Source organism: Serratia sp. J2 (assembly GCF_046269175.1).
GTDB lineage: Bacteria > Pseudomonadota > Gammaproteobacteria > Enterobacterales > Enterobacteriaceae > Chania > Chania fonticola_C.
Window position 1 is genome coordinate 308,350 of record NZ_JBKABN010000004.1, and the last position, 21,073, is coordinate 329,422.

At 47.8% G+C, this 21,073-nt stretch carries 25 protein-coding genes, 1 tRNA gene and 3 pseudogenes; 10 read left to right on the forward strand and 19 right to left on the reverse strand.

Features of this window, described 5'->3' with window-relative positions:
- Window positions 1-39 precede the first annotated feature (39 nt).
- The 4 genes from lsrB to ACKWMY_RS06715 all read left to right on the forward strand — a co-directional run bounded on the left by lsrB (window position 40) and on the right by ACKWMY_RS06715 (window position 2,628).
- Window positions 40-1,062 (forward strand): autoinducer 2 ABC transporter substrate-binding protein LsrB, encoded by a 1,023-nt coding sequence (gene lsrB / locus ACKWMY_RS06700; protein WP_024528856.1) that lies wholly within the window; start codon window positions 40-42, stop codon window positions 1,060-1,062.
- Window positions 1,063-1,096: 34 nt separating this feature from the next.
- Window positions 1,097-1,972, forward strand: coding sequence for a 3-hydroxy-5-phosphonooxypentane-2,4-dione thiolase (gene lsrF / locus ACKWMY_RS06705; protein WP_024528855.1), 876 nt, complete (start codon window positions 1,097-1,099; stop codon window positions 1,970-1,972).
- Window positions 1,973-2,027: 55 nt separating this feature from the next.
- Entirely contained in the window at window positions 2,028-2,318 is a 291-nt protein-coding gene (gene lsrG, locus ACKWMY_RS06710) for a (4S)-4-hydroxy-5-phosphonooxypentane-2,3-dione isomerase (RefSeq protein ID WP_024528854.1), read from the forward strand.
- Between the two features lie 220 nt (window positions 2,319-2,538).
- Window positions 2,539-2,628, forward strand: a tRNA-Ser gene (locus ACKWMY_RS06715).
- 267 nt (window positions 2,629-2,895) lie between these two features.
- Here ACKWMY_RS06715 and ACKWMY_RS06720 read toward each other — a convergent pair.
- The 14 genes from ACKWMY_RS06720 to ACKWMY_RS06785 all read right to left on the reverse strand — a co-directional run bounded on the left by ACKWMY_RS06720 (window position 2,896) and on the right by ACKWMY_RS06785 (window position 10,566).
- Window positions 2,896-3,753: a DUF4942 domain-containing protein gene (locus ACKWMY_RS06720; RefSeq protein ID WP_409486062.1), complete on the reverse strand. Its 858-nt coding sequence runs from the start codon at window positions 3,751-3,753 to the stop codon at window positions 2,896-2,898.
- Window positions 3,754-3,829: 76 nt separating this feature from the next.
- On the reverse strand, window positions 3,830-4,216 hold the full coding sequence (locus tag ACKWMY_RS06725) for a type IV toxin-antitoxin system YeeU family antitoxin (protein ID WP_409486063.1): 387 nt from the start codon (window positions 4,214-4,216) through the stop codon (window positions 3,830-3,832).
- Window positions 4,217-4,299: 83 nt separating this feature from the next.
- Complete coding sequence (locus ACKWMY_RS06730) at window positions 4,300-4,635, reverse strand: TA system toxin CbtA family protein (RefSeq protein ID WP_409486064.1); 336 nt, start codon at window positions 4,633-4,635, stop codon at window positions 4,300-4,302.
- A 12-nt stretch (window positions 4,636-4,647) separates the two neighbouring features.
- Window positions 4,648-5,130 (reverse strand): hypothetical protein, encoded by a 483-nt coding sequence (locus tag ACKWMY_RS06735; RefSeq protein WP_409486065.1) that lies wholly within the window; start codon window positions 5,128-5,130, stop codon window positions 4,648-4,650.
- A 56-nt stretch (window positions 5,131-5,186) separates the two neighbouring features.
- Window positions 5,187-5,507 carry a DUF5983 family protein gene (locus ACKWMY_RS06740; protein WP_409486066.1) on the reverse strand — a complete coding sequence of 107 codons (321 nt, stop codon included), beginning with the start codon at window positions 5,505-5,507 and terminating at the stop codon, window positions 5,187-5,189.
- Between the two features lie 13 nt (window positions 5,508-5,520).
- A complete protein-coding gene (locus tag ACKWMY_RS06745; protein WP_409486067.1) occupies window positions 5,521-6,318 on the reverse strand; it encodes a hypothetical protein in 798 nt (265 codons plus the stop codon).
- A 23-nt stretch (window positions 6,319-6,341) separates the two neighbouring features.
- Window positions 6,342-6,830, reverse strand: a complete 489-nt coding sequence (gene radC / locus ACKWMY_RS06750) for a RadC family protein (protein WP_409486068.1) — start codon at window positions 6,828-6,830, stop codon at window positions 6,342-6,344.
- A 14-nt stretch (window positions 6,831-6,844) separates the two neighbouring features.
- The gene (locus ACKWMY_RS06755) at window positions 6,845-7,297 is read right to left on the reverse strand and encodes an antirestriction protein (protein ID WP_409486069.1); all 453 of its coding nucleotides are present in this window, start codon (window positions 7,295-7,297) and stop codon (window positions 6,845-6,847) included.
- 115 nt (window positions 7,298-7,412) lie between these two features.
- Window positions 7,413-7,661 carry a hypothetical protein gene (locus tag ACKWMY_RS06760; protein ID WP_409486070.1) on the reverse strand — a complete coding sequence of 83 codons (249 nt, stop codon included), beginning with the start codon at window positions 7,659-7,661 and terminating at the stop codon, window positions 7,413-7,415.
- The gene (locus ACKWMY_RS06765) at window positions 7,661-8,482 is read right to left on the reverse strand and encodes a DUF932 domain-containing protein (RefSeq protein ID WP_409486071.1); all 822 of its coding nucleotides are present in this window, start codon (window positions 8,480-8,482) and stop codon (window positions 7,661-7,663) included. Before ACKWMY_RS06765 ends, ACKWMY_RS06760 begins: the two co-directional genes overlap by 1 nt.
- A 168-nt stretch (window positions 8,483-8,650) precedes the next feature.
- Entirely contained in the window at window positions 8,651-8,890 is a 240-nt protein-coding gene (locus ACKWMY_RS06770) for a hypothetical protein (protein ID WP_409486072.1), read from the reverse strand.
- 2 nt (window positions 8,891-8,892) lie between these two features.
- Window positions 8,893-9,111, reverse strand: coding sequence for a hypothetical protein (locus tag ACKWMY_RS06775; RefSeq protein ID WP_409486073.1), 219 nt, complete (start codon window positions 9,109-9,111; stop codon window positions 8,893-8,895).
- Between the two features lie 89 nt (window positions 9,112-9,200).
- On the reverse strand, window positions 9,201-10,088 hold the full coding sequence (locus ACKWMY_RS06780) for a GTPase family protein (RefSeq protein ID WP_409486074.1): 888 nt from the start codon (window positions 10,086-10,088) through the stop codon (window positions 9,201-9,203).
- 85 nt (window positions 10,089-10,173) lie between these two features.
- On the reverse strand, window positions 10,174-10,566 hold the full coding sequence (locus ACKWMY_RS06785; RefSeq protein WP_409486075.1) for a hypothetical protein: 393 nt from the start codon (window positions 10,564-10,566) through the stop codon (window positions 10,174-10,176).
- A gap of 1,173 nt (window positions 10,567-11,739) precedes the next feature.
- Here ACKWMY_RS06785 and ACKWMY_RS06790 point away from each other — a divergent pair.
- Entirely contained in the window at window positions 11,740-12,195 is a 456-nt protein-coding gene (locus ACKWMY_RS06790; protein WP_409486076.1) for a hypothetical protein, read from the forward strand.
- A 132-nt stretch (window positions 12,196-12,327) separates the two neighbouring features.
- The gene (locus tag ACKWMY_RS06795; RefSeq protein WP_409486077.1) at window positions 12,328-13,272 is read left to right on the forward strand and encodes a hypothetical protein; all 945 of its coding nucleotides are present in this window, start codon (window positions 12,328-12,330) and stop codon (window positions 13,270-13,272) included.
- A 703-nt stretch (window positions 13,273-13,975) separates the two neighbouring features.
- Here the strand turns inward: ACKWMY_RS06795 and ACKWMY_RS06800 are convergent.
- On the reverse strand, window positions 13,976-14,560 hold the full coding sequence (locus ACKWMY_RS06800) for an inovirus Gp2 family protein (protein ID WP_409486078.1): 585 nt from the start codon (window positions 14,558-14,560) through the stop codon (window positions 13,976-13,978).
- Between the two features lie 510 nt (window positions 14,561-15,070).
- Window positions 15,071-16,507, reverse strand: a complete 1,437-nt coding sequence (locus tag ACKWMY_RS06805) for a YfjI family protein (protein ID WP_409486079.1) — start codon at window positions 16,505-16,507, stop codon at window positions 15,071-15,073.
- A 291-nt stretch (window positions 16,508-16,798) separates the two neighbouring features.
- Between ACKWMY_RS06805 and ACKWMY_RS06810 the strand changes: the two are divergent.
- Window positions 16,799-17,134: pseudogene (locus tag ACKWMY_RS06810) on the forward strand (transposase); the annotation flags it as partial.
- Window position 17,135: 1 nt separating this feature from the next.
- On the opposite strand, the pseudogene ACKWMY_RS06815 reads toward ACKWMY_RS06810, so the two are convergent.
- Window positions 17,136-17,300, reverse strand: a pseudogene (locus tag ACKWMY_RS06815) (group II intron reverse transcriptase/maturase); the annotation flags it as partial.
- 691 nt (window positions 17,301-17,991) lie between these two features.
- Between ACKWMY_RS06815 and ACKWMY_RS06820 the strand changes: the two are divergent.
- Window positions 17,992-18,948: a ComEC/Rec2 family competence protein gene (locus ACKWMY_RS06820; protein WP_409486080.1), complete on the forward strand. Its 957-nt coding sequence runs from the start codon at window positions 17,992-17,994 to the stop codon at window positions 18,946-18,948.
- A 14-nt stretch (window positions 18,949-18,962) separates the two neighbouring features.
- Here ACKWMY_RS06820 and ACKWMY_RS06825 read toward each other — a convergent pair whose 3' ends face one another.
- Window positions 18,963-19,454: a hypothetical protein gene (locus ACKWMY_RS06825; RefSeq protein WP_409486081.1), complete on the reverse strand. Its 492-nt coding sequence runs from the start codon at window positions 19,452-19,454 to the stop codon at window positions 18,963-18,965.
- A 139-nt stretch (window positions 19,455-19,593) separates the two neighbouring features.
- Between ACKWMY_RS06825 and ACKWMY_RS06830 the strand changes: the two are divergent.
- Window positions 19,594-19,803, forward strand: a pseudogene (locus tag ACKWMY_RS06830) (AAA family ATPase); the annotation flags it as partial.
- Between the two features lie 59 nt (window positions 19,804-19,862).
- Complete coding sequence (locus ACKWMY_RS06835; protein WP_409486082.1) at window positions 19,863-20,297, forward strand: hypothetical protein; 435 nt, start codon at window positions 19,863-19,865, stop codon at window positions 20,295-20,297.
- A gap of 392 nt (window positions 20,298-20,689) precedes the next feature.
- On the opposite strand, the gene ACKWMY_RS06840 is transcribed toward ACKWMY_RS06835, so the two are convergent.
- Complete coding sequence (locus ACKWMY_RS06840) at window positions 20,690-21,070, reverse strand: hypothetical protein (protein ID WP_409486083.1); 381 nt, start codon at window positions 21,068-21,070, stop codon at window positions 20,690-20,692.
- Window positions 21,071-21,073 lie beyond the last annotated feature (3 nt).

Genomic DNA, 21,073 nt, shown 5'->3' on the forward strand with positions numbered 1-21,073 from the left:
AGGACACATCTTCTGACAACGCGATATACGGAGAACAACATGACCCTACAACGTATCAAAAAAATCGCACTTTTAAGCGTACTCGGCATGGCTTCGCTAAGCATTGGCGTACAGGCGGCAGAGCGCATTGCCTTTATTCCCAAACTGGTGGGCGTCGGCTTTTTCACCAGCGGAGGTAATGGAGCATTAGAAGCGGGGAAAGAGCTGGGCGTTGACGTAACCTACGATGGCCCAACCGAACCCAGTGTTTCCGGTCAGGTGCAGTTGATCAACAACTTCGTTAACCAGGGCTATAACGCCATTATCGTCTCTGCCGTCTCCCCGGAAGGGCTGTGCCCGGCATTAAAACGTGCCATGCAGCGTGGCGTGAAGGTCTTGACCTGGGACTCAGACACCAAGCCCGAATGCCGCTCTTATTACATCAATCAGGGTACGCCAGCCCAACTCGGAGGCATGTTGGTCGATATGGCAGCCAATCAGGTGAAGAAAGAAAAGGCCAAGGTCGCCTTTTTCTATTCCAGCCCGACGGTTACCGACCAAAACCAATGGGTGAATGAAGCCAAGCGTAAAATCGAAAAAGACCATCCGGGCTGGGAGGTGGTCACCACGCAGTTTGGTTACAACGATGCCACCAAGTCACTGCAAACCGCCGAAGGGATCCTGAAAGCCTATGGCGATCTGGACGCCATCATCGCCCCGGATGCCAATGCCCTGCCCGCAGCGGCCCAGGCGGCAGAAAACCTCAAGCGTGACAATGTGGCGATTGTGGGGTTCAGCACCCCAAACGTCATGCGCCCTTATATTCAGCGCGGCACGGTTAAAGAGTTCGGCCTGTGGGACGTGGTAGAACAGGGGAAAATTTCGGTTTACGTGGCCAACGCCCTACTGAAAAACGGTGAATTGAAGGTTGGCGACAAGCTCGACATCCCTGGTGTGGGCCAGGTAGAGGTTTCACCAAACAGCGTACAAGGCTACGACTACCAGGCAAAAGGCAATGGCATCGTGCTTCTACCTGAGCGCGTGGTGTTCAATAAAGACAATATCGACAAATACAACTTCTAACCTATCGCCCCGACTGTTTGAAGGGAGTAATACAATGGCTGATTTAGATGACATCAAAGATGGTAAAGACTTCCATATTGACCAACCGCAGCAAAATGCCCTGTTTAGTTTAAAAGGGTGCGGTGCGTTGGATTGGGGCATGCAGTCCCGCCTGGCACGCATTTTTAACCCCCGCACTAACCGAACCGTGATGCTGGCCTTCGACCACGGGTATTTCCAAGGACCGACGACCGGGTTGGAGCGGATTGATATCAACATTGCGCCGCTGTTTGCGCATGCAGACGTGTTGATGTGCACTCGGGGTATTCTGCGCAGCGTGATCCCGCCAGCCACCAACAAACCCATCGTCCTGCGCGCTTCCGGAGCGAACTCCATTCTGACCGAATTAAGCAATGAGGCGGTGGCTGTCGCCATGGACGACGCGGTGCGTCTGAATAGCTGTGCCGTCGCCGCACAGGTTTATATCGGTACGGAACATGAACACCAGTCGATTAAAAACATCATCCAACTGATCGATGCGGGTCTGAAAGTCGGCATGCCCACTATGGCGGTGACTGGCGTCGGGAAAGATATGGCGCGCGATCAGCGTTATTTTTCACTGGCCACGCGTATCGCCGCCGAGATGGGGGCGCAAATCATCAAGACTTACTACGTGGATAAAGGATTCGAACGCATTGTGGCTGGCTGCCCAGTTCCCATCGTCATCGCCGGTGGGAAGAAACTGCCAGAACGGGAAGCGCTGGAGATGTGCTTCCAGGCCATCGATCAAGGGGCGTCCGGGGTAGATATGGGGCGGAACATTTTCCAGTCTGAAAGCCCGGTTGCCATGATCAAGGCGGTGCACGCCATCGTTCATCAGAACGAAACTGTAGAACACGCCTACGAACTTTTCCTCAGCGAAAAAGGCTGATACGGCTGAAATGCGGGCCGGTTTTCCAGGCCCGCCCCAATCAAGGAGGCTGATTATGCACGTTACCCTGGTCGAAATTAACGTTCATGATGACAAGGTTGAACGGTTTATCGAGGTGTTTCGGCAAAACCATCTGGGCGCGATCCAGGAAAAGGGCAACCTGCGCTTCGATGTGTTACAGGACCCGGACATCCCCACGCGCTTTTATATCTATGAGGCCTACGCCGATGAACAAGCGGTTGCCTTCCACAAAACGACCCCGCACTACCAAGCCTGTGTCGAAGAGTTGGAGTCGCTGATGACGGGTCCACGTAAAAAGACGGTCTTTGTTGGTTTGATGCCCTGAAGGCTTGCCCCACCTTGCCGCTGGGGCAAGCAATGAAGTTCGTTTTTGAACAGCATCTGTCAACAGGTGCTGGGCTAAACAAACGCGGTATTCCGGCCTTGATTTACGGCAAAGCGGCGACGGCTTAACCACCTGAGCTAAAACCGTAAAAATATTCTTGACCGGTTAACCGACTCTCCCTATAGTAGCGCCCCGTTGCACTGAGTAACGCGCAACGTACGGTGAGGTGTCTGAGTGGCTGAAGGAGCACGCCTGGAAAGTGTGTATACGCGTAAGTGTATCGAGGGTTCGAACCCCTCTCTCACCGCCATATTTTAACCCCAAGCTTTTATTAAGCTTGGGGTTTTTGCTTTTTACAGTTCTCGCGTATGCCATTCAGTATGCCATTCGCTTTTGCCTTCAGTTGCTTTACCTTGTCCTATGTTGGACTCATGCCGAATGAATACGTGTGTTCATACAGCCAACACCTCCCCCTACCGTGCTAACCTGTTTCTTCAACCTACCCTGATATTTCCAGTATGCGAGCCCCCATTCTGCACAGAGATTGGTTCATCAGGTTTGCAAACCCCACATAGGTTTATACCCGTTCTGGTAGTACGCTAGGGTAATGTTTGGCAATGATATCGTTCATCTTGCCCATCAGCTCCGGCTTTCGGAATGTCAGGTGTGCCGAACCCTTCATGAAGTATTTGATTGAAAAATACTCATCTTCGTAAACCTTCGCGGCCTGCGGATTGGCACGGATATGCTCATACAGCCGAGCGGTGACATCCTGCCGATTATCCGGTATCGCTTTCCCCTCCAACAAGAACAACATCCGTTCCAGATCCGCCAGTTGGTCACGCCGATAACTGTGGTTCAGTGTAAATCCCCATTGGTTGTAACTTACCAGATTGGCCACGATGATCTTTTTGTCAAATCGACATGGATGATTCGACTTGTAATTCCATGAAAGCGACTTGAAGACATTGATCACTCCGCGTTCAAACACTTCCCCCTTGTCTCGGTGCAACTGCTCGAACGTGCTGTAAATGCTCTCCCCGCTGATCGCCGGAATAGTGTCGCTCTCCAGATTTCTGTACCACTGGTCACGGGCTTGAGCATCCATCAAGCTCAGCATGCCAGAACGTTTCATCAGATCTCGCCATATATCGCGATCAAGATTGCGGGTGATCACGGGCATGGCCGTTTCTGCTTTTTCCATCAACCAGCAACCGCAGCGGAAGTCTTGACGCATCCCCCAGTCTCTTGCCACTCCACCGCCAATGCTGAGGGTGATGGACGAGATATCTTCAAGCTGGTGGATCAGGGCTTCAATCTGCGCCAGTGTGGCATTACGCCCGGCGATGATACGTTCAATATTGGTTGAGCAGATGACTTCGGTGTGGTCGGTCAGAACATCGGGGTCGATAGCGGTGCTTACTGCATAATTCATTGTCAATACTCCATAAAAATAAAATGCCCACGACAGGGTGGGCAGAGAAAGGATGGGGGATCCCAGGTGCAGTGAATCATCCGTGACTGAGAACCGGTGTCGCTTGATAAATCGCGATATAGACATGGCCAAAGCTGCCCAAGGTGTCTGCTTCACAGGTAAAACCGGCGTGCTGGACAGTGACTTGGTGCTGACGGCGCTGATCGAGCTCACCGGAGCGCAGACAGGCTTCCAACTGTTTAATCAACACCGGAAACGCGTTATCCAGCGCCTTGAGGTCATCGGGTGTGAACGTGCCGGCCAGACCGGCGCGGTCAGCCAGAAAATGCAGGCGATTGCCTTGTTGTACCAGCCGGGCGCCCAGACGGGGCGTGATGGCACAGTGCAAGCCCCAGGTGGATGACGTTGTGCTGTCTTCGTCGGTGTGTAAGGTTGCGTGGTTATTGGTATCGGTGTCTTTCATTGTCGGAGTTCCTTAAAAGGCACAACGCCAGCGGGCGAGGCTGGCGTAGGGAGAAAATGGTGAGGTGAGTGGGTGTGGTCAGATCAGGTGAAGCGACGGTTTACCGGGCTGCGTAATCCCAGCGCACTGCGGGCACGTAACATATCACCGCCGCTCAAGGTCGGGTCTTGTGCCATCAGGCTGAATCCAGGCCGGTCAATACGTATCAGGTCAAATTTCTCCACCAGTTCGTTGACGGTTTCGCGTACCGTGATGCCATGCTCAATCTGTTGGGTAATTGCCTGGTCGTCGTGATAGGGCGTGTCGTTGAGCTCCAGGCCATAACAGTGGCCCAGCAACCAGGTGAGCAGTTGCTGGTATTCGAGAAAGGCGGGATTGGCATTGGTCGGGGTGTGGGTGAGTTTGTTGATGGTCTTCATAAACGGGGGTCCTTAACAGAGCGGAGAAACCGGTAACTTGCAGTGATAGCTCAGCCAGTGGGCGACTTTCCGCCATTGTTTTAGTGGTACGTCAGATTCAATCGTCCAGGTATTGGGGCACTGTGTGTTCGCCAGGAGCAGCGTAGCCATCACCAGCCACTGGTAGGGATAGCCTCGCGTATCGCAGCGGATCAAGGCATACGGTGTTTTACGTTGGTAGAGAATGAACGGATCACCGGCCAGGTGGCTGGCCCTTTCCCCGTTAAAACCGATCATCCCTGGCCCAATCAGGCTGGCGTTGAATGGGTACAGACGGTTGCCGGTGTGTTCACAGATAATCGGCGCGGTGGTTAACCCCAATGTTTCAGGCTGCCCACACATCTTCAGGTAAGCTTGCGTTGTGGCCTGGTATAGCCTTTGCCAGTCGTGTGATGAGACGGTGTTATGCTGCAGAAAATGGAATACGCCAGGCACAGGTGATGCGCTCGTGTTCATGAGGAAGAGTCCTTTAAGAATGATGGGATAACGCGAGAGTTGAATCTAGGCGGGCATTACCAGTCGAAGGTCGCAAAATCAGGCAACACGTCACCCAGAGCATCAATATGCAGGTAGGTCAGTTGATGGCGTTTCATCAGGGTAGTCACCAGACGGCGGCAGGCTTTGGAGAGCCCCAGCCGTTTAAGCCGCAATACCGGGTGCGTCCACGCCTCCAGCCTGAGCAGATACCCGGTGCCGGTGTAGCACAGCCACTCGTCGTCGCTGAAGTCATCCTGACAGTGGGAAAGCTGATAGAGCCGTTGATTGTCGTCTTCGGTGATGTGTGCCGTACTGCATTGCAGACCAAGCCGTAAGGGAGAGATTGGGATCGTCATGATGGACCTTCCTTTATGCCGCAGAACGAATAGCTTGGTAGGCCAGTCGCGTCTGTTCAATGGCGTGACGGGCGGCCTGCACCAGTTCGGGCAGAACCTCACGGTTGAACCACTGGCGTACCGGCTGGTTGGCGCTGATCAATACCTCGGATTGCCAGTCCCGTGCCAGGCAGTCACCGGTAGTCAGACAGACCAGTTCCAGCCGCAGCGTCAATAAACGGGCACCGTGCGCCAACAACAGGTCCAATGTCTCGTCCCAAAACGCTGGATCTTCAGCGGAGTCCCGCCCGTCATCGTGGGCTTCGGCGATGGCCCGCAAGGCAAAGTGCCGTGTCCGTCGTTCAAACAGCACGTCACTGTCGTAGGGGGGCGAGGTGGCGTCCAACAGTTGATATCCCTGCCGTTCGGCAACCGCACACAAGATGTCGATATCCTGACGCAGGGCGTGGTAAAGAGCTTGATACAGCGCCTCTTCAGCGTCGGGAAAATCGAGGATTTCAATCTGAATACACCCGGCATGGGTTGCACGTCCTCCACGGCGACTCAGAGTCAACGACACCGTCACCGGAGACAGCGACAGCGACAGCACGGACGCCAAGGCCTGTTGGGTTCCGATACTCAGTGACTTGCGTTTCGCCAATACGGGTAAGAGTTGTCGGAGTGCGGCGTTATCGAGAGTGCCGACGCAGGCACAGCCATCGCCCTGGCAATAGCCGAGAGACCAGTGCCATTCCAGGTCATCGGGGTAACGATACTGTTGCAGCAGTCGTTGCCCCGTGCGGATCATCAACGTGTTGAATAAGGTGGTCATCGAATACTCCTTTTTTGATGGATTCAGCAAGGTAACCAGCCGCGTTCCGCCAGCGAGAGGGGTTCACCGTCGCCAATGATCAGGTGATCCAGCACGCGGATCCCCACCAGATCCAGCGCATTGACCAGACGATCCGTCAGGGTACGGTCGGCATTGCTGGGTTCTGCTTCCCCGGCGGGATGATTATGGCTGAGGATCACCGCAGCAGCCTGGTGGTGTAATGCGCGGATCACCACTTCGCGGGGATAGACGACGGTGGCATTAAAGGTGCCGACCGAGAGCGTTTCACTGGCGATCAGCCGGTGGCGATTATCTAAAAACAGCACCATAAAACATTCGCGGCTTTGAGGTTGCAGGTGGAGTTTGAGCCAGGTTTTCACCGCCTCTGGGGCGTTGAACGTATAAGGGCGGTGTTTAAGCTGGGTTTCGAGTATCGCCAGTGCCTGGCTGACAATCTGCTGCTGATTGGCGGTGAAGGGGGGCGGTGGCGAAAGCCATTGGGTTTGTTGCATGAGCGAACCTCGTTTCAGTCAATCAGAAAGAATATGGCGCGGCTGTCGGGATGGTGCAGCGCATATTCTCGTAGGCGGTAGAAATGGTCGGTCATCGCCTCGCTCTCGGTGCGGCAGGCGTGGTGGCTGTAAGCCATCAGGCAGGCAGTTATACCCGCCGCCTCCGCACTCATTTCAGCACCGTTGCCGTTCAGGGTGTTGAACAGTGACCATTTTTTATCGTCATCAGCCTCGGGGGCGATAAAGGCCCCGCCGTTACCGAGCGTGTAGAAGCCCCAGGAGCCGCCGTGGTAATCCGCACAGAGGCGATCCAGCCAGTTGAATACGTGGGTCTCCAGCAGGAACCATTGGGGTACGCTGCCGAAGTGCTGATACCAGAAACGAGCGCGTTGGTGGTCTGGCACCCGCGTAGCGATCAGTTCGCTGGCCTGAGGGATTGCTGTAGAGAGAGCAGAAGGCGTATTCATGGATATCCTTATTGATGAGGTAAATAACAAAAAGGCCCCCGCCGGAAAACAGGGGAACCAGTCTGGACGGGGTGTGGTAACGGTCAGTGAGTGCTTACGGGGGACGGTGGTCGGGTTATTGCGGCAGAGTGAAGATCAACCGCAGTTCGGCGCAGGATTGGGCATAGCCATCAGGATCGAAGCAGGCAGGCCAGTGGCCTTCTTCCTCAGCCAACCGGCACAGGCTGCGCTCACCGGGGCGGTAGCAAAGATGGTTGCACCAGGCGCACAGATCGTCATCTGATATCGAACGGCTACCGGGGTGATTGTCCAGCGGCAACGGGTGCCACTCTGCCTGCCGTGCGTCAGTGGGAACGTGTTGCATCAGGCCACTGCCTGCTTGAGCTGCTCCGCCATAACCCACAATGCGCGGTTTAGCTTGATGTCGCCATCAATCCCGTTGACCGCGCGGGTCTGTGCCCGTTTGCCGGTGGCGCTGCGACCGGATAATCCGCCTTTGCTGAGATTTTCTTGCAGCCTTTGGAATGTTGTCCACAAATCATCTTTCTTATCCTCCCAACGCCGGGGCATCAGGATTTGGTTTTCGGTAACGGGGTGATGTTCTTCGCCGTAACGGTAGGTCAATGCGGCGTGCGCCAGGGTGTGCTGATGCTCGGGGGTCAACGTTAACGCCAGCATCCCTTCGCGGCTCTCTTCTATCCGGTCAAATATTCCCAGTACCTCGTAGGCTCCTTCAATCACTTTATCTACAATCTCGGTCCCTTTGTGCGGCACACGAATTTCGCCAAAACTCTGACCACAAATCAAACCATTCGAACAGATTTGACGAAACCAGCCTGGGATCATCTGGTAACTGCTGGAGCCATCGTGGCTGTTGAGCAACACGATTTCCTGCACCTCTTTTTGAGTGATTTGACCCGAACGACGCAGGCGCACAAGATGCTTGGTGTGTTCACGTTTGCCCGGATCGCGAACACGGGTCTGGCAGGCAAAGAACGGCTCAAATCCTTCTTCACGCAACCGTTCCAGTAAGGTGATGGTCGGAATATAACGATATTTCTCGCTGCGGGAAGCGTGTTTGTCGTCACCCAATACGCTGGGGACGTAATGGGCCAGTTCATCAACGGTTAACGGGCGGTCGCGGCGAACGGAATTCACCCGACCAAAACGGGAAGCGAGTCTCATGGTTGGTTTCCTCAATAAAGTGCATAAAGCAAACAGGCCCCACCGGAAAAACCGGGGGGCCTGTCTGGACGGTGTGGGGAAAATTTCCCGGGTGTTAACGCAACGTGGATCAATGGTGCAGTGGTGTCACGTGGGGCGATGACACCGGCCTCGGTCTAACGCCGGGGCTTATTCTGACGTGCATTCGACGGCAGTCTGGAGCAGATAGTCAGCAAAGCCCGGTCTCTGGATGACGCGCACGTCACGCCCCCATCCCTCACCGTATCTGGCGGTGATTTTGTTGTAGGCACAGTCGCACATCGCCGTATTGCCCTGCGCTTTGCATTCTTGCATGAATTCGCGTTTTTCAGGGGCATCGCAGCCCGCTAGCGTGCCGAGCACGAGCAGAAGAGGCCATGTCGTTTTCATGGCTATCGTCTCCCGTAATACGCCCACAGCAGCCCTGCAATGACGCAGAACCAGATAATCCCGCCGAGAATATCACCCAGGGCAGGAAACCAGGCCACGGGCCAAATGAGCCCCTGGCCGATGGCGTAGCCCAGACCACGTGATGCCTGTTCCCCCCAGAATGCTTTATAGACGGAGGTGACAAAACCCAGGAAGAAATAGAGTCCCAAAAAACCTTTCATCGCTGTTTCCTTGTTAAGTGTAATCAAAATTAAGCGTAATCAACCCCGGAACAGGCCGGGATATCGTCGATAACCCTCACCGTGGTGCATTACCCGAAAAACCAGCCCCAGACGGATTTAGCCACCTGTCGGACGGTATTCTTGACCGACTTGACCAGTATTTTGACGGGTGTGGGCAGCGGCACGGTGTCGATAACCCAGTCGATGAGTTCGCTGACGGTGTCGCCAAAATCGTCGCGGGCTTTGTCGAGTACGGTGTCGGTGCGGTAGGTTTCGCGCAGTTGGACGGTCACCGCACTGCTGGCCTCCTTTGGGAGCGCGGTTACCAGGGCCTCCACCAGGTCAGGCAACTGATACCCCGTGGCAGCACTGACGACCTGGATGTGTGCGGGCGGGACCTGAAAGTGTTGGGCAATCGCCTGGACCTTGCGTTCAAGCGTGCCCCACTGGCAGGCCGAGGGTTGCTGTTTCACCCGGTCCCACTGGGCCACCGGCTCGACCTTGTCGGCCTGATTGACCACAAACAACACCGGTACACTGGGATTTGCGGCGCTCAGGAGTTGGTGGTAGACGTGCTCATCCACCGACAGGGCACGGTCATCGGCCTTGATGACCCAGAGTATCAGGTCAAGTTCGGGCAATAACTGCTGGTATAGCGCCTGGTATTCGGTGTCACGCGCCCGGCTTTCACCGACCCCGGGCAAATCAATCAACGTCAGAGCATGGGTCCCAAAGGTGAGTTGCAGCCGGGTGGCGGCACGGGTACAGGCATCGACATCACTGACCGCGCAGGGGTCACCCCGAAACAGGGCATTGCACAGGCTACTTTTCCCGGCACCGGTTTTGCCCATCACGCCAATCACCGGCTGATACTGCACCACCTGCTGCAGGCGTTGCATCAGTCGTTCACGCACGGCAGCGGGCAGGAGCGAAAGATGTTCATGGAGTACGGTGACCCCGGAACGTTGTGTTGTCATGGCGGGAACCTTGAATAAGAGACAGACCTACGGCGAGAGAAAGGGGGCCACCGATGGCCCCCTGAGCAGAGGACGCTACGCGGGCTTAAGGCCGCCAGACGCCCCATTCCTTATTGGTTTTAGGGTCAAGCAGGTCTGTCAACCCGGCTGGCACCGGACAACGGCCTTCACCGGCATAGCAAATTTCGGTGCCTTCATCTTTCATGTTGGTCCAGTTCTCGTCACTGGCCAGATTGCCATTGGCAGCACTGTTGATGGCCCCTGCGTCGCCTTCGGCAAAACAGCCCACGGCCTTGTTGGGCTGGTACTTTTTCGGCACCTGCAGGCAGAAGGCATTTTTGCCGTCGTACTGGAAAATGACGATACGGGGCTGGCCGTCGACCACCTGATTTTGGGCCAGCGTGGTGGTGGTCTTTGCCTGAGCAGGCGTGGAGAGAACGGTGAAGGCCAACAGGGCCAGCGGGATAATCGGTTTCATGATGAGGTGTCCTTGTGTGTTATCGAGAGGGCTTCCCGATAATCATGTTGGTAATATAGATGTTAAAAATCATAGAGTTATAAAGAGTCCCTTTGAGTTCTCCTTCCCCACATCGTCCCCAGGATAAAACGGACAGGAAGCGACCTCGACAAAGAGAGAGGGCTTGTATTATTGATCGTTAATACCGATCAATATATTAATATTGATCTGCACAAACTATCAATGGTAAGTTGTATTGCACATGAGATGACCAAAAAGTCAGTGTGTTGGCGTGTCGTCAGACTGTTACAGGACGAAGGAAAGATTGAGATTATCAATAGGAATGACCGCGCATGTTGCCAGGGTCTGGGCGATATGTTGCAGAGAGGTGTAGTGGTATCAGCACCCAAAGCGGCGTGCCTTGTTTATCGCGACAACACCAGGGAAACCGTAGATGTTTGCTTAACATCATGAAAAAGGGGGGATCATTGAAAATAAGGAAGATAGTCACCATGGGTGACTTCACGGTTGCATTGCTGACAGCCCTTTATGGGACTTTCTGAGGGAATACAGTGACCGAGGGTTTGCGGCTAATATAGCCAGAACTGGTGTGGACAGTCATTAGGTTCCGCTCGGTAGGGAAAGCGATTGGCGGTCCCCTCATTGGTCTTGGCGTTTTTTATTTGCTCTTTTTTGGTAAGCATAAAGGATGAAACGCATTATTTTTATCATCGGTGTAATATTTATCATTGTCGCCTGTGCACCTAAAGAGGAAAAATCTTTATTAACGCCAGTTCAAATGCCGTGACAACCAACGACAGTATTTTCAGTTGCCTCTATGACCAACTAGTGATTCACTATGGTAAGGCTTGGGGGTATGGCGTCAACGTACTGGAAGATAAATATTTCATCAACAATATGCAGAAAGCATTGTATTCCTGTGGAGTACGGCTTTGTTGAATAATAGGGAATCATGCTGTTTTTACATACCTTTTTTGGTCAAAGATGCTTGTCACTATTGCGAGCATCTCACAATTCTGACTTTAACCTACTGATTTTACGTTGGGGAAGACCGCCATTTTTGTAGGCCCGCAGCATAATATCTATTTATTCAACAACGCCGTGGAGTACGTCAATACACGAGTCTAACGCTCAGTCGTTATTATCTCAGTATCAAAAAACAGTGAGGGAAAAATGAAAAGAGGATTGCCATGGATAGTGATTGGATGGATGCTATTAGTATCACCGCTACTGGCTTTAGCAAGTGGTTGGCAAGTCGGAGGGAAAGGGATTGCCTTTGCAGAAGGAGAGAAAAAAACGTACAAGATTGCCATTCAGGAAATAAAAAGCGATATTGGCCTCAGTTTCATATTGATACAGAGCAATGCGAAGTGTAGGTTTTACCAGCCTGAATCATCAGGTTTTATTGATGTCAATGGACAGAGAATTAAAGTCATATTTTATTGCGATGATGCAGGTGCTGTTCCCGCTATTTTCACCGCAACATCCTCAGGATTTGACTTTATCAATCAGCAACTTTTCAAAGGAGAAGCACTGATTATCAAGTCATCAAAAGGTGATGTCCTGGATGTGTTTCCCTCAGAGAACTACATTCATGCAGCGGATAAGTTTTTAAATCCTGGAATTTGATATCCCATCATTTTTTGAAAAGGAAATACCATTCCTATTTTGAGAGTTGAGAGATAAAACATGAGGGAAGATATGCGAGTAAATACTGAAAAACCCTATATGCATCAATTTTTATTCGGATGTTTTTAAAAAATGAAAAAGACACTTTTATCCAGTATGTTAATCACTCTCTTTACTGTGACTCTCGTGAATGCTAAAACAATAGACTACACTCTGAATGAGCGAGCTATGCTTTTTGGTTTTGCTGGGAAAAACTATACTTATGAACTGACCACAGATGAAGCCGCTCATATTGACGAGATTCGTGCGACGTTGACGCGGTTAGATAAAGCGAAAAAAGAACAGGAGGAGGAATTACATTCAAAAGTGTCAGAGTTGTCACGCAAAAAATACGAGTTATATCAGAATATGAGGACACTTGAAGACGAAAAAGAAGTAATATTACATCGCCATAGAGCCCCTATGGAACTCACCCCCTCACCCAGTTCAGAATCATCCGTATCGAGTGGTGAAGTTGTAGATATGAAGAGTGAAGCAGATGTCGGTGTGATAGACAATAAGATAAATGAAGTCAAAGCACTGATAAACGCTAATGAGCACGCTAGTTCTTTATTAGAATCGGATGATGATAATACAAATGAAACCAGGCCTCAAAAAGTTTACGATAAAAAAGTTCACGATATATTAAAGGAAATTTCAGATATTGAAAAAAACGCCATGACACGAGATCTACACTTTCGCCTTGAAAGAGATGTCGGTATAAAAAAAGACAATGAGTACATTGTACCCATTTTTCCTTGTGCATTCGGATGGGGACAGTGCTTTAGCTCATCACATAAGATTTATGTGATCACGGATGTGGTTATGATCCCCGGACAAAATAGGCATGCTGCAGTTTATACGTTAAGGGGGGATGGTGAGTTAGAGGATTACTATCATGACACGAAAAATAGTACATACACTCTGAGTGGGAATGCACTTTCTGATTCCATGAATGCTTATGCTCAATCAACAAAGATATATGTATCAGGCATGAATGGCACCCCAGTAATTTTTATGGACAAGGATAAGCGATGATGCAGATGAGGATGGGTGTTATGTTTTTATCCCTGTTTTCTCTTTTAGGGTGTGAGCCTACCATTGATAAATCAACGTCTCCATTTTACACCGTAGTATTCCAATGCGACGTACAGAAATCTGAGACAGGATGGTGTTTTTCCACACCAACGAAGGTTTATTCAACAGAGTATAAATTAATTGGAAATGGCAGTGTTCAGGATTATATCTCCCGTCCAGGGAAACTCTGCATTTCCCATGTTAATGGATGTCCGGAAATATTCGTTAATATCAAGGATAGGAGATGAATCATTCACTGGCTGAAATTATGTTCTCGATTAAAGCATACTCTGTCTATTGTGAGCCTGCAATTGAAACCCGGCCATTAGGCTGCACTCTAATTAACACTGCCGCAATTGAACAGCGGCTTGTGGCACTGACCTTCCACCCGTGTTAACTGTGTACACGACTGATTTGAAATATCCCTACCAATAGAGTGCGAAGGGATACCTCTATGAGGTCTATAAAAGCCTTGCCAAAGAGGTGCAGCCCCAGGCCTCATGCAGTACTGGGGCCAGCTTCTGCCCGACATGGGGGTACCAGGATGGTGCTTATCCACTCTTTGGCACAACCAGTAAAAATTGCTGCGGAGTAATTTCCTATGCAAACGCTGTCTGGAGATAGCGAGGCAAGATCTTTGGCCAAAGCAGCAACGCCAACAATCCTATCTACGACTCGTCCCGATTGAACGATATCCGTCATCATAACATTTTGTATGGTCTTTCGCCAAATAGTCCATGCGCCCGATCAATGCAGTGACTTGCTCCATATAATTGGGCGAATTCCCATTCAAGCAGTAACACCCCTTTTCCGTCAGATTCACTAATGAGGCATATCGTCCCAAGTCTAAACTTAACGCACTGCACCACGCCTGCTGGATTAATGCTGCCAGACTGGCATCTGAATCAAACTTCCCAGCACTGTAGTAAAAGTCTTTATTCAGTAGCAATAAAACGTGATAATGCTTACGGTGGTTACGTTCACCGATTTCACGCACCCATATGTACCGTAACCGATTACACCAGTTTCGTCTCCAACGCCGATTCTTTTTTTGACAATCTACTTTTAATTTGGCTTTTAACGATTCAATAAAACGGGTAAATGCTTTGTTCGATGAGTCGTATCTGTAATCACTAGGAAAACGCAAATCAACCCGTAAGGCTAAAGTGCGTGGGAATTCTTTCACTGCCTGATTAATGACTTCAGAAAAAGCCTGTTGATATTGAGTATTATAAGAGTATTGCATCATATTAACACCTGTGCATATCATTCACTCGTTTGGTAACGATTATTTGGATAAGCAATAACATTTAAACAAGAGTAACCGCATTCATCATAAAGACATAAATCTCTCTCATTCAAAGAAACACCTCATGAAATCTGCTCAATGCCTTCCTAGGCTGTTAACTATAGATATTGGCAACATAGGACTGGATTTGTGAAGAATACAGTTCATAGGGTTATAAATTTGATCAGTACAGTATTCATGCTCAATACGCTTACCCCATTGCAGGAATGTATTAATCACATAACAGGTTAATATTATTAGCCTATAGTGTATAGCATATACACATGTTATAAATACATATAATACTATACCGACATTAATGTCTTTACTGGTTATCTAAAGTTAAATGCTACTGCTTGGCTTGATTGCATGCTAATCATTTAATTTGCGATAATTTCACTCTGAAATTAGATTTCATTGTTTTTTTCATTATCTCCTGTAAAAACTTGCGACAGTCGCAACTGTAGCAGCTCAGTAAAATGTAAAAGCAGGATTTTCCGTAAAAACATTGTTATCAAAATATCGACATCTATACACTATTCTTGCTCCATTCGGCGAGTAGTCCACTTCTATTGCTCCTGCCTTTTCAAGGTTAGCAATCACTTTATCCAGTAATTTTCCTTTTCGTAGCACATTAGGACCATTGCGTCGTATATCATTATACCTGATACGGTCTCGCCCTGAACGTGTATACTCACGGCGCAACCATGACAATAGCAATGCTTCATAATGCCCCTCCTCATAACCAAACAGATTGATAGCCTGCTTCATATACCACTCGCATAATAACCAAGCACTCTCAACGTATTCTTTTTTTATTGAGCATTCTCCCTCTGTAAAATAACCAAACAAGGCTGATAACCGTGCGACATTATTCGCCAGTTTAGACGCAAAGTCATTCATGTTGGCATATTCTTCATCTGGGCCAATACGACCTTCTATTTCATTATAAATTTGCTCCCACGCATATTGAGCTGGGGGTGATAATGATAAGCATACCCGACGGTTGAGTTCATTATGAGAAGAACCTTTCACTATCAGTTCATCTACGCGCCGATAAAAACAATCAAGAAACTTCAAATTACCTGAATGGGCACGAGCAAAACGAGTTCCCTGCGTTGTCAAATTTTCGTCAATAAACAATGGGAAGCAACGCGCAAAAAAGCCACTACCACGTGCTTTTTCACCCTGTCGTTTTAAATATGAGTTAAACGGTTTTTTTTGTACCATTACTGACAAGGTAATACGCCCATTCTCTATCGTAAAGCTCTGTGTCGTTTTACGATCAACGTGAAAGCTGACACCATCCCACATTGAATTAATAAAGTTCAAATCATTCATCACTTGTCTGTCCAAGATATTGGCACCTTCATCAGCAATCAGTCCAACATGTGGGGAGTGGCTATACATCGCAAGCTGTAAAGCCTCAGGTGTGACATTATTATAAATATGTCTTCTGATTTTCGGCGGAATGGGTTTATCAACCTGAAACTCCCGTAAACGCTGCGACAATGCCTCGGTATCCTGACCTTTGGTGACATTTTTCCTGATTAGGTTTAAAATCGCTTTTTCTTTTTCACGCCAGATTTTATGTTCAAGACCATAATATTTTTCTTTCTCTTCAGATTCATTTAATAAATTGGTATCGTGCTGATAGAAAGGTTTGAGCACCATTCTGTCCACCGTCGTCTTTCGTTCCCCAGAATCAGCTATCACCAATAAAAATAATGATACTGGTGATGTTACTGCATCATTAATTTTTATATCAATCAGACTCTGGCATGACAATGACAGTGCGCTTATCACTGATGAGGCGATTAATGGGAGCGGTGCCTGCGTGTACTCCTCAACATCGAAAATAGCTTCACGTAGTAGTTGTGGAAAAGCATTTATTGGAAAATATGACATGGCGTCACCTATTGATTACTTGATTTAAGAGACTGACAATAAATCGCATTTGCGATCGCAAGTCAACATGAAAAAATCAAGATTTAAATAGATGCGACAGCGTTGAATTAAATTGGTTCTCTTCAGACTAATCATTTTTTTAGGGGCGGTACGAATATGTCTCTGATGTGAGGTCATCTATTCCCATTGGGTTCAGGGATGAGAAACAGTATGACCAGGCTTTGTGAATAAATCGAACTGTCAGAAGATTGGCGGATCTAAGCACTACAGTCGTTTCAGCATCAGGTCCCCATGGCAAAGCAAAAGTTTAAGATTACCAACTAGTCAGCCTACAACAAGGCACTCAGGCAGCGCGATTCACTGACGGTCTGGCTTGATGAGTCTACCATTGCCGCATGGACTGACAGTACAGAGCCTGAAGGTCGTGGCCGACCGCTTCACTACACCGATATGGCTATCACGACGGTTCTGATGATGAAGTGCGTGTTCAACCTGCCGCTCCGGGCATTACAGGGCTTCGCTGACTCGATTTTTAAGTTGATGGACCTGTCGCTGCGCTGCCCGGACTACTCTCTGGTCAGCAGGCGAGCAAAGACAGTCAGCATCAGCATAAAGACGCCAAACCAACGTTCACCAAATGCCCCGGATTACTGAACATCTCGTATTTATTGGCTGCTGATTTCTCACCTATACGCTCAAGCTTCGTTAACCATGATTTCCCGTCGTTGCTGTGTACGGTCATTGTTTCTCTCTCACGTTCGATCTGTCTGCCAGCTCTTCGCTCCAGAATCATTACTCGCTTCATCACTACTATGGCTGGCTCCTACTTCCCTGATACCCGTTTCTGTTGTCTTGTGTTTTAGCACTTGTACCTGAGATACTCGTTCCCTTGAGAGGTATCAGGATCTCCTGGGTTCCACACTGTTCTCTGCAAACTCGCCGACGCCTGCGGCTCCGCTGTGTGCGGTTGAATGAATGCTTGCCAGTGTGGCCATTCAACCACTGTTGCCTGCAAGCTAGACGAAATTTTCGGCACACACGATTAAAATGTATTTCGGAGCTATCACGTTCACCAGTTGGTTTCGGCTCGGATGCTTCGCTGTCTACGCTCCATCTCCTTTGTTAACGCCGGAAATGCAAGACTCGCTATGTAGAGGTTTGGCTATTCCTTTCTACAGAGGGACTTACACCCTCAAGATCAGTGCAGCTTTGCCCAGCACACCGACTATTCCATTAACAAAGCCAATATACGCCTCAAGATCATGCTTTGAGTTTAACAATACTTATAACCGTTCGCTCTGAAAAACCTAAAAACCAATAAAAACCAATACTTTAATATCAGCAACTTACCCGTAAACACATCACTTAATTCCGTAGTACAGCATGAGTTTTTTTCTGCTGCACTTGAAATTTAATGTACTAGCCCCAATCTGATATCAAACCGAAGAAAACTATCATTTACAGCTACATCAGGAGATCTCAGAATGAGTGATGAATTGAAGGGAATCAAAACAAGATTTAGAGCATATACATTACCTAATGCTGGCTCTTGTTTTTCTTATGCTACAGAGAACGAATTTGTTTTGATTGAAGCTAGAGCGCCAGAAGATGTACAAGAAAGAATAATAAAAGAAATGGAGTTATTTCAACATAAAAGCATCTCACTGTTGCATATAACAAGCTGGGATCAAGATCATTGTAGTGTAAGTGAATTAGATTGGATATTAAAATCCCTGAAACCTAAAAAAATAGAATATCCAGGATACCCTCCTGTTCCCAATTCAGGTAGTGCTGCAGCATTAAACTTAATCAAGCAGTACAAAAGTCAGCAAAATAGTGCATCAACTATTATTGCAGTAACACCAGAGTTTGTGAAAAACTTAAAACCCACCTCTGGATATAAGTATACTAATATTATTTTCCATCCTAAAGAATACTCAAAAAAAGCAAATGATAATTCTATAGTGAAATTTTTTCGTTCAGGAATGTTCAATGTGTTAAGTTTAGGAGATGTTGAGTCTGTTGAAATAGGAGCATTATTAAAAAACAGCTCACTGATAGATGAGGTTGATATAATGATTCTGCCTCATCATGGTGGTCATAGTGACGTGCTAACAAAAGATTTATTAGAAAAAATAGATCCATCAATAGCAATATGTAGTAGTAATCATGGTAATCAATATGATCATCCAAAACAACATGTCAGAGATTTACTTTATAGCATAGGCATTGAGTTATATACTACAAAATCTCAAGACGTGATAGTTGAATCCACAGGGAATGATGTTGGCAGCTATAATATATACGACTTGAAGGTCAATAAAAATAATGAGAAGGCAGCAATTATAGAAAACTTCAAACCTAAGAAGTTTATAGAACTAAGAAAACATGAAGACAATAGAAGGAAGAGTTTTAAATCAACAATATATAGACCATCTTAATAATGGTTACCGCGTCATTGATTTGACGCGGTATATTTCTTAACTCTTTTCACAATAAATCCAGTCTGTTTTTTATATGAAAAAACATAAATTAAAAATGCCAATATCAACCCCGTAGTTTGATATATATTAGAACTATCATCATGTAATTTATTTTTTAAATTTAACATATTGATAATTAAAAACATTGAATAAAATGACCTATACATGTTATTTATTTCAGTCAAAACTTCAATTTTCACATCTTGCTTTTCAGCTACAATGTAATTTACGTAATTCTCTTTCTTTATACGAAAAACAAAATCAATTAATGGTGAAGTTAGTGACCCCACTCGGCTAATTATTGACCCAAGAAAATAATAAAAAAACAAACCTATCACCGTACTATCTTGAACAAACTTAAATTTATAATCGAACAATGCATCAGTTAAAAAGGCAAAAATCACACCTGGTATTAAATAGTTAAATATATGATAACTACTTATTTTTTTAACAAGTTCATCCATAGCTTTAATCCATAAAAATACTTTATCGCATCACAATACCATTATTCCTTATTTTTTGCTAAAATTTTTTATGCTTGGGTGCATCCCTTAACTTTTTTTTGTCTAATTTATCGGTGGTTAACCGACAGGAAGACTTTGAATTTGGTTCGTTAGCGGTGAGAAAACGGGGGAGCCTGGGGTGGGGAAAACGATATTGCGCGAGCATTTGGAGCAAAGCAATAAAGAGCGCGACAGCACGGTGGTCTGCTGTTCACGCACGATGCACACCTATCGGCAGATCATCTGGCAATTGGCGGACGCCTTCCTGCTGGACAGCAAAGAGAAGAACCTGGAGGCCGACCTGATAGAGGCGGCCTCCAGGTTCGAGAGCGAAAAACGCTGTACATTCTCATTGATGACGCGCATCTGTTGGAGTGGGAGACACTGCGCAAACTGCGCCTGCTGTTCGAACGTTTTCCCAAAAGCCACAACCTGGTGCTGTTCGGCCAGCCTTCGCTGTTACACGGGCTGTCGTTGTCCATCAACAAAGACATTAAAAGCCGCATCACCTACTCCTGCACACTTAAGCCCTTGAATGATGAGGATATGGAGCGCTATATCCAGGCGGAACTCAAACAGGCGAAAATGGGCATCAATACCTTTGACGAGGGGGCATTGCAGGTCATTGTTCGCTCGGCGGAGGGGAATTTGCGGTTATGCCGCAATCTGTGCCTGGGCAGTCTGATAGAAGCGGCAAAGGAAACGCAGAAAACCGTCACCCTGTCCCATGTTAATCACGTACTTATTCAACCGCATTGGCGCACATACGAAGACGTGCTCAAGTCACCCACGGCACAGGGCTGAAATCCCTGCTTTACTGCTCGCTTACGCGAGCAGTAAAGCAAATTAATCCAGCGGGCGAAAGCCCTTTTTTTGCGCCGAAAAGTCAGTAATGTGCAGTCATCAACCACGATATGACAGCAAAGTGGGACAAAGTATGATGTCAAAGTAGGACCGGTGGGTTTGCCGTTCGATGCCAGTGTGGGAAACACACCGTTTTTGCCCTTAATCGTACGATGAATAATTTGGGACAAAGTATGATAAGAGCGCGGGACGTAACAGTGAGTTGCCCGCACTATTACTAATGAAGTGGCTGAATGGCAAAAGACCGGAACAATCAGAAGCTCCGGTCTTTTTTATCTATCCAGTGGTGAGTGATTTATAAACATCACTAATAATAAAGTAACAGACAACGCTCATCTAATGTTATTTCTTATTTCTCTTATTTTTTCAGTCAACGCAAAACAATCCTCCAACGGCTCACCATCTTGCGCCCAGTATTCAATTAACTCAGAATACCTCTGGTGATTACCTGAAAGCAAACTCAAAGCATTAATAATCACCTCATCATTAGCACTCACACCCATATTTAAACAATCATTAGTGACATCGAGTATTAACTGCATCAACAAATCCTGCTCTGATTCAGAATAATCATCGTTAGAGTAAGCTAACGTATATTTACTTAACCATTTGTCAGTGCGAAACTCTTCAGGTAGCTCATATGCCCAATCCTGGGTGAATTTATCGCCTTCAGGTATACCAAGATCTCTACATATTCGTTTTATGGAATTCATTTA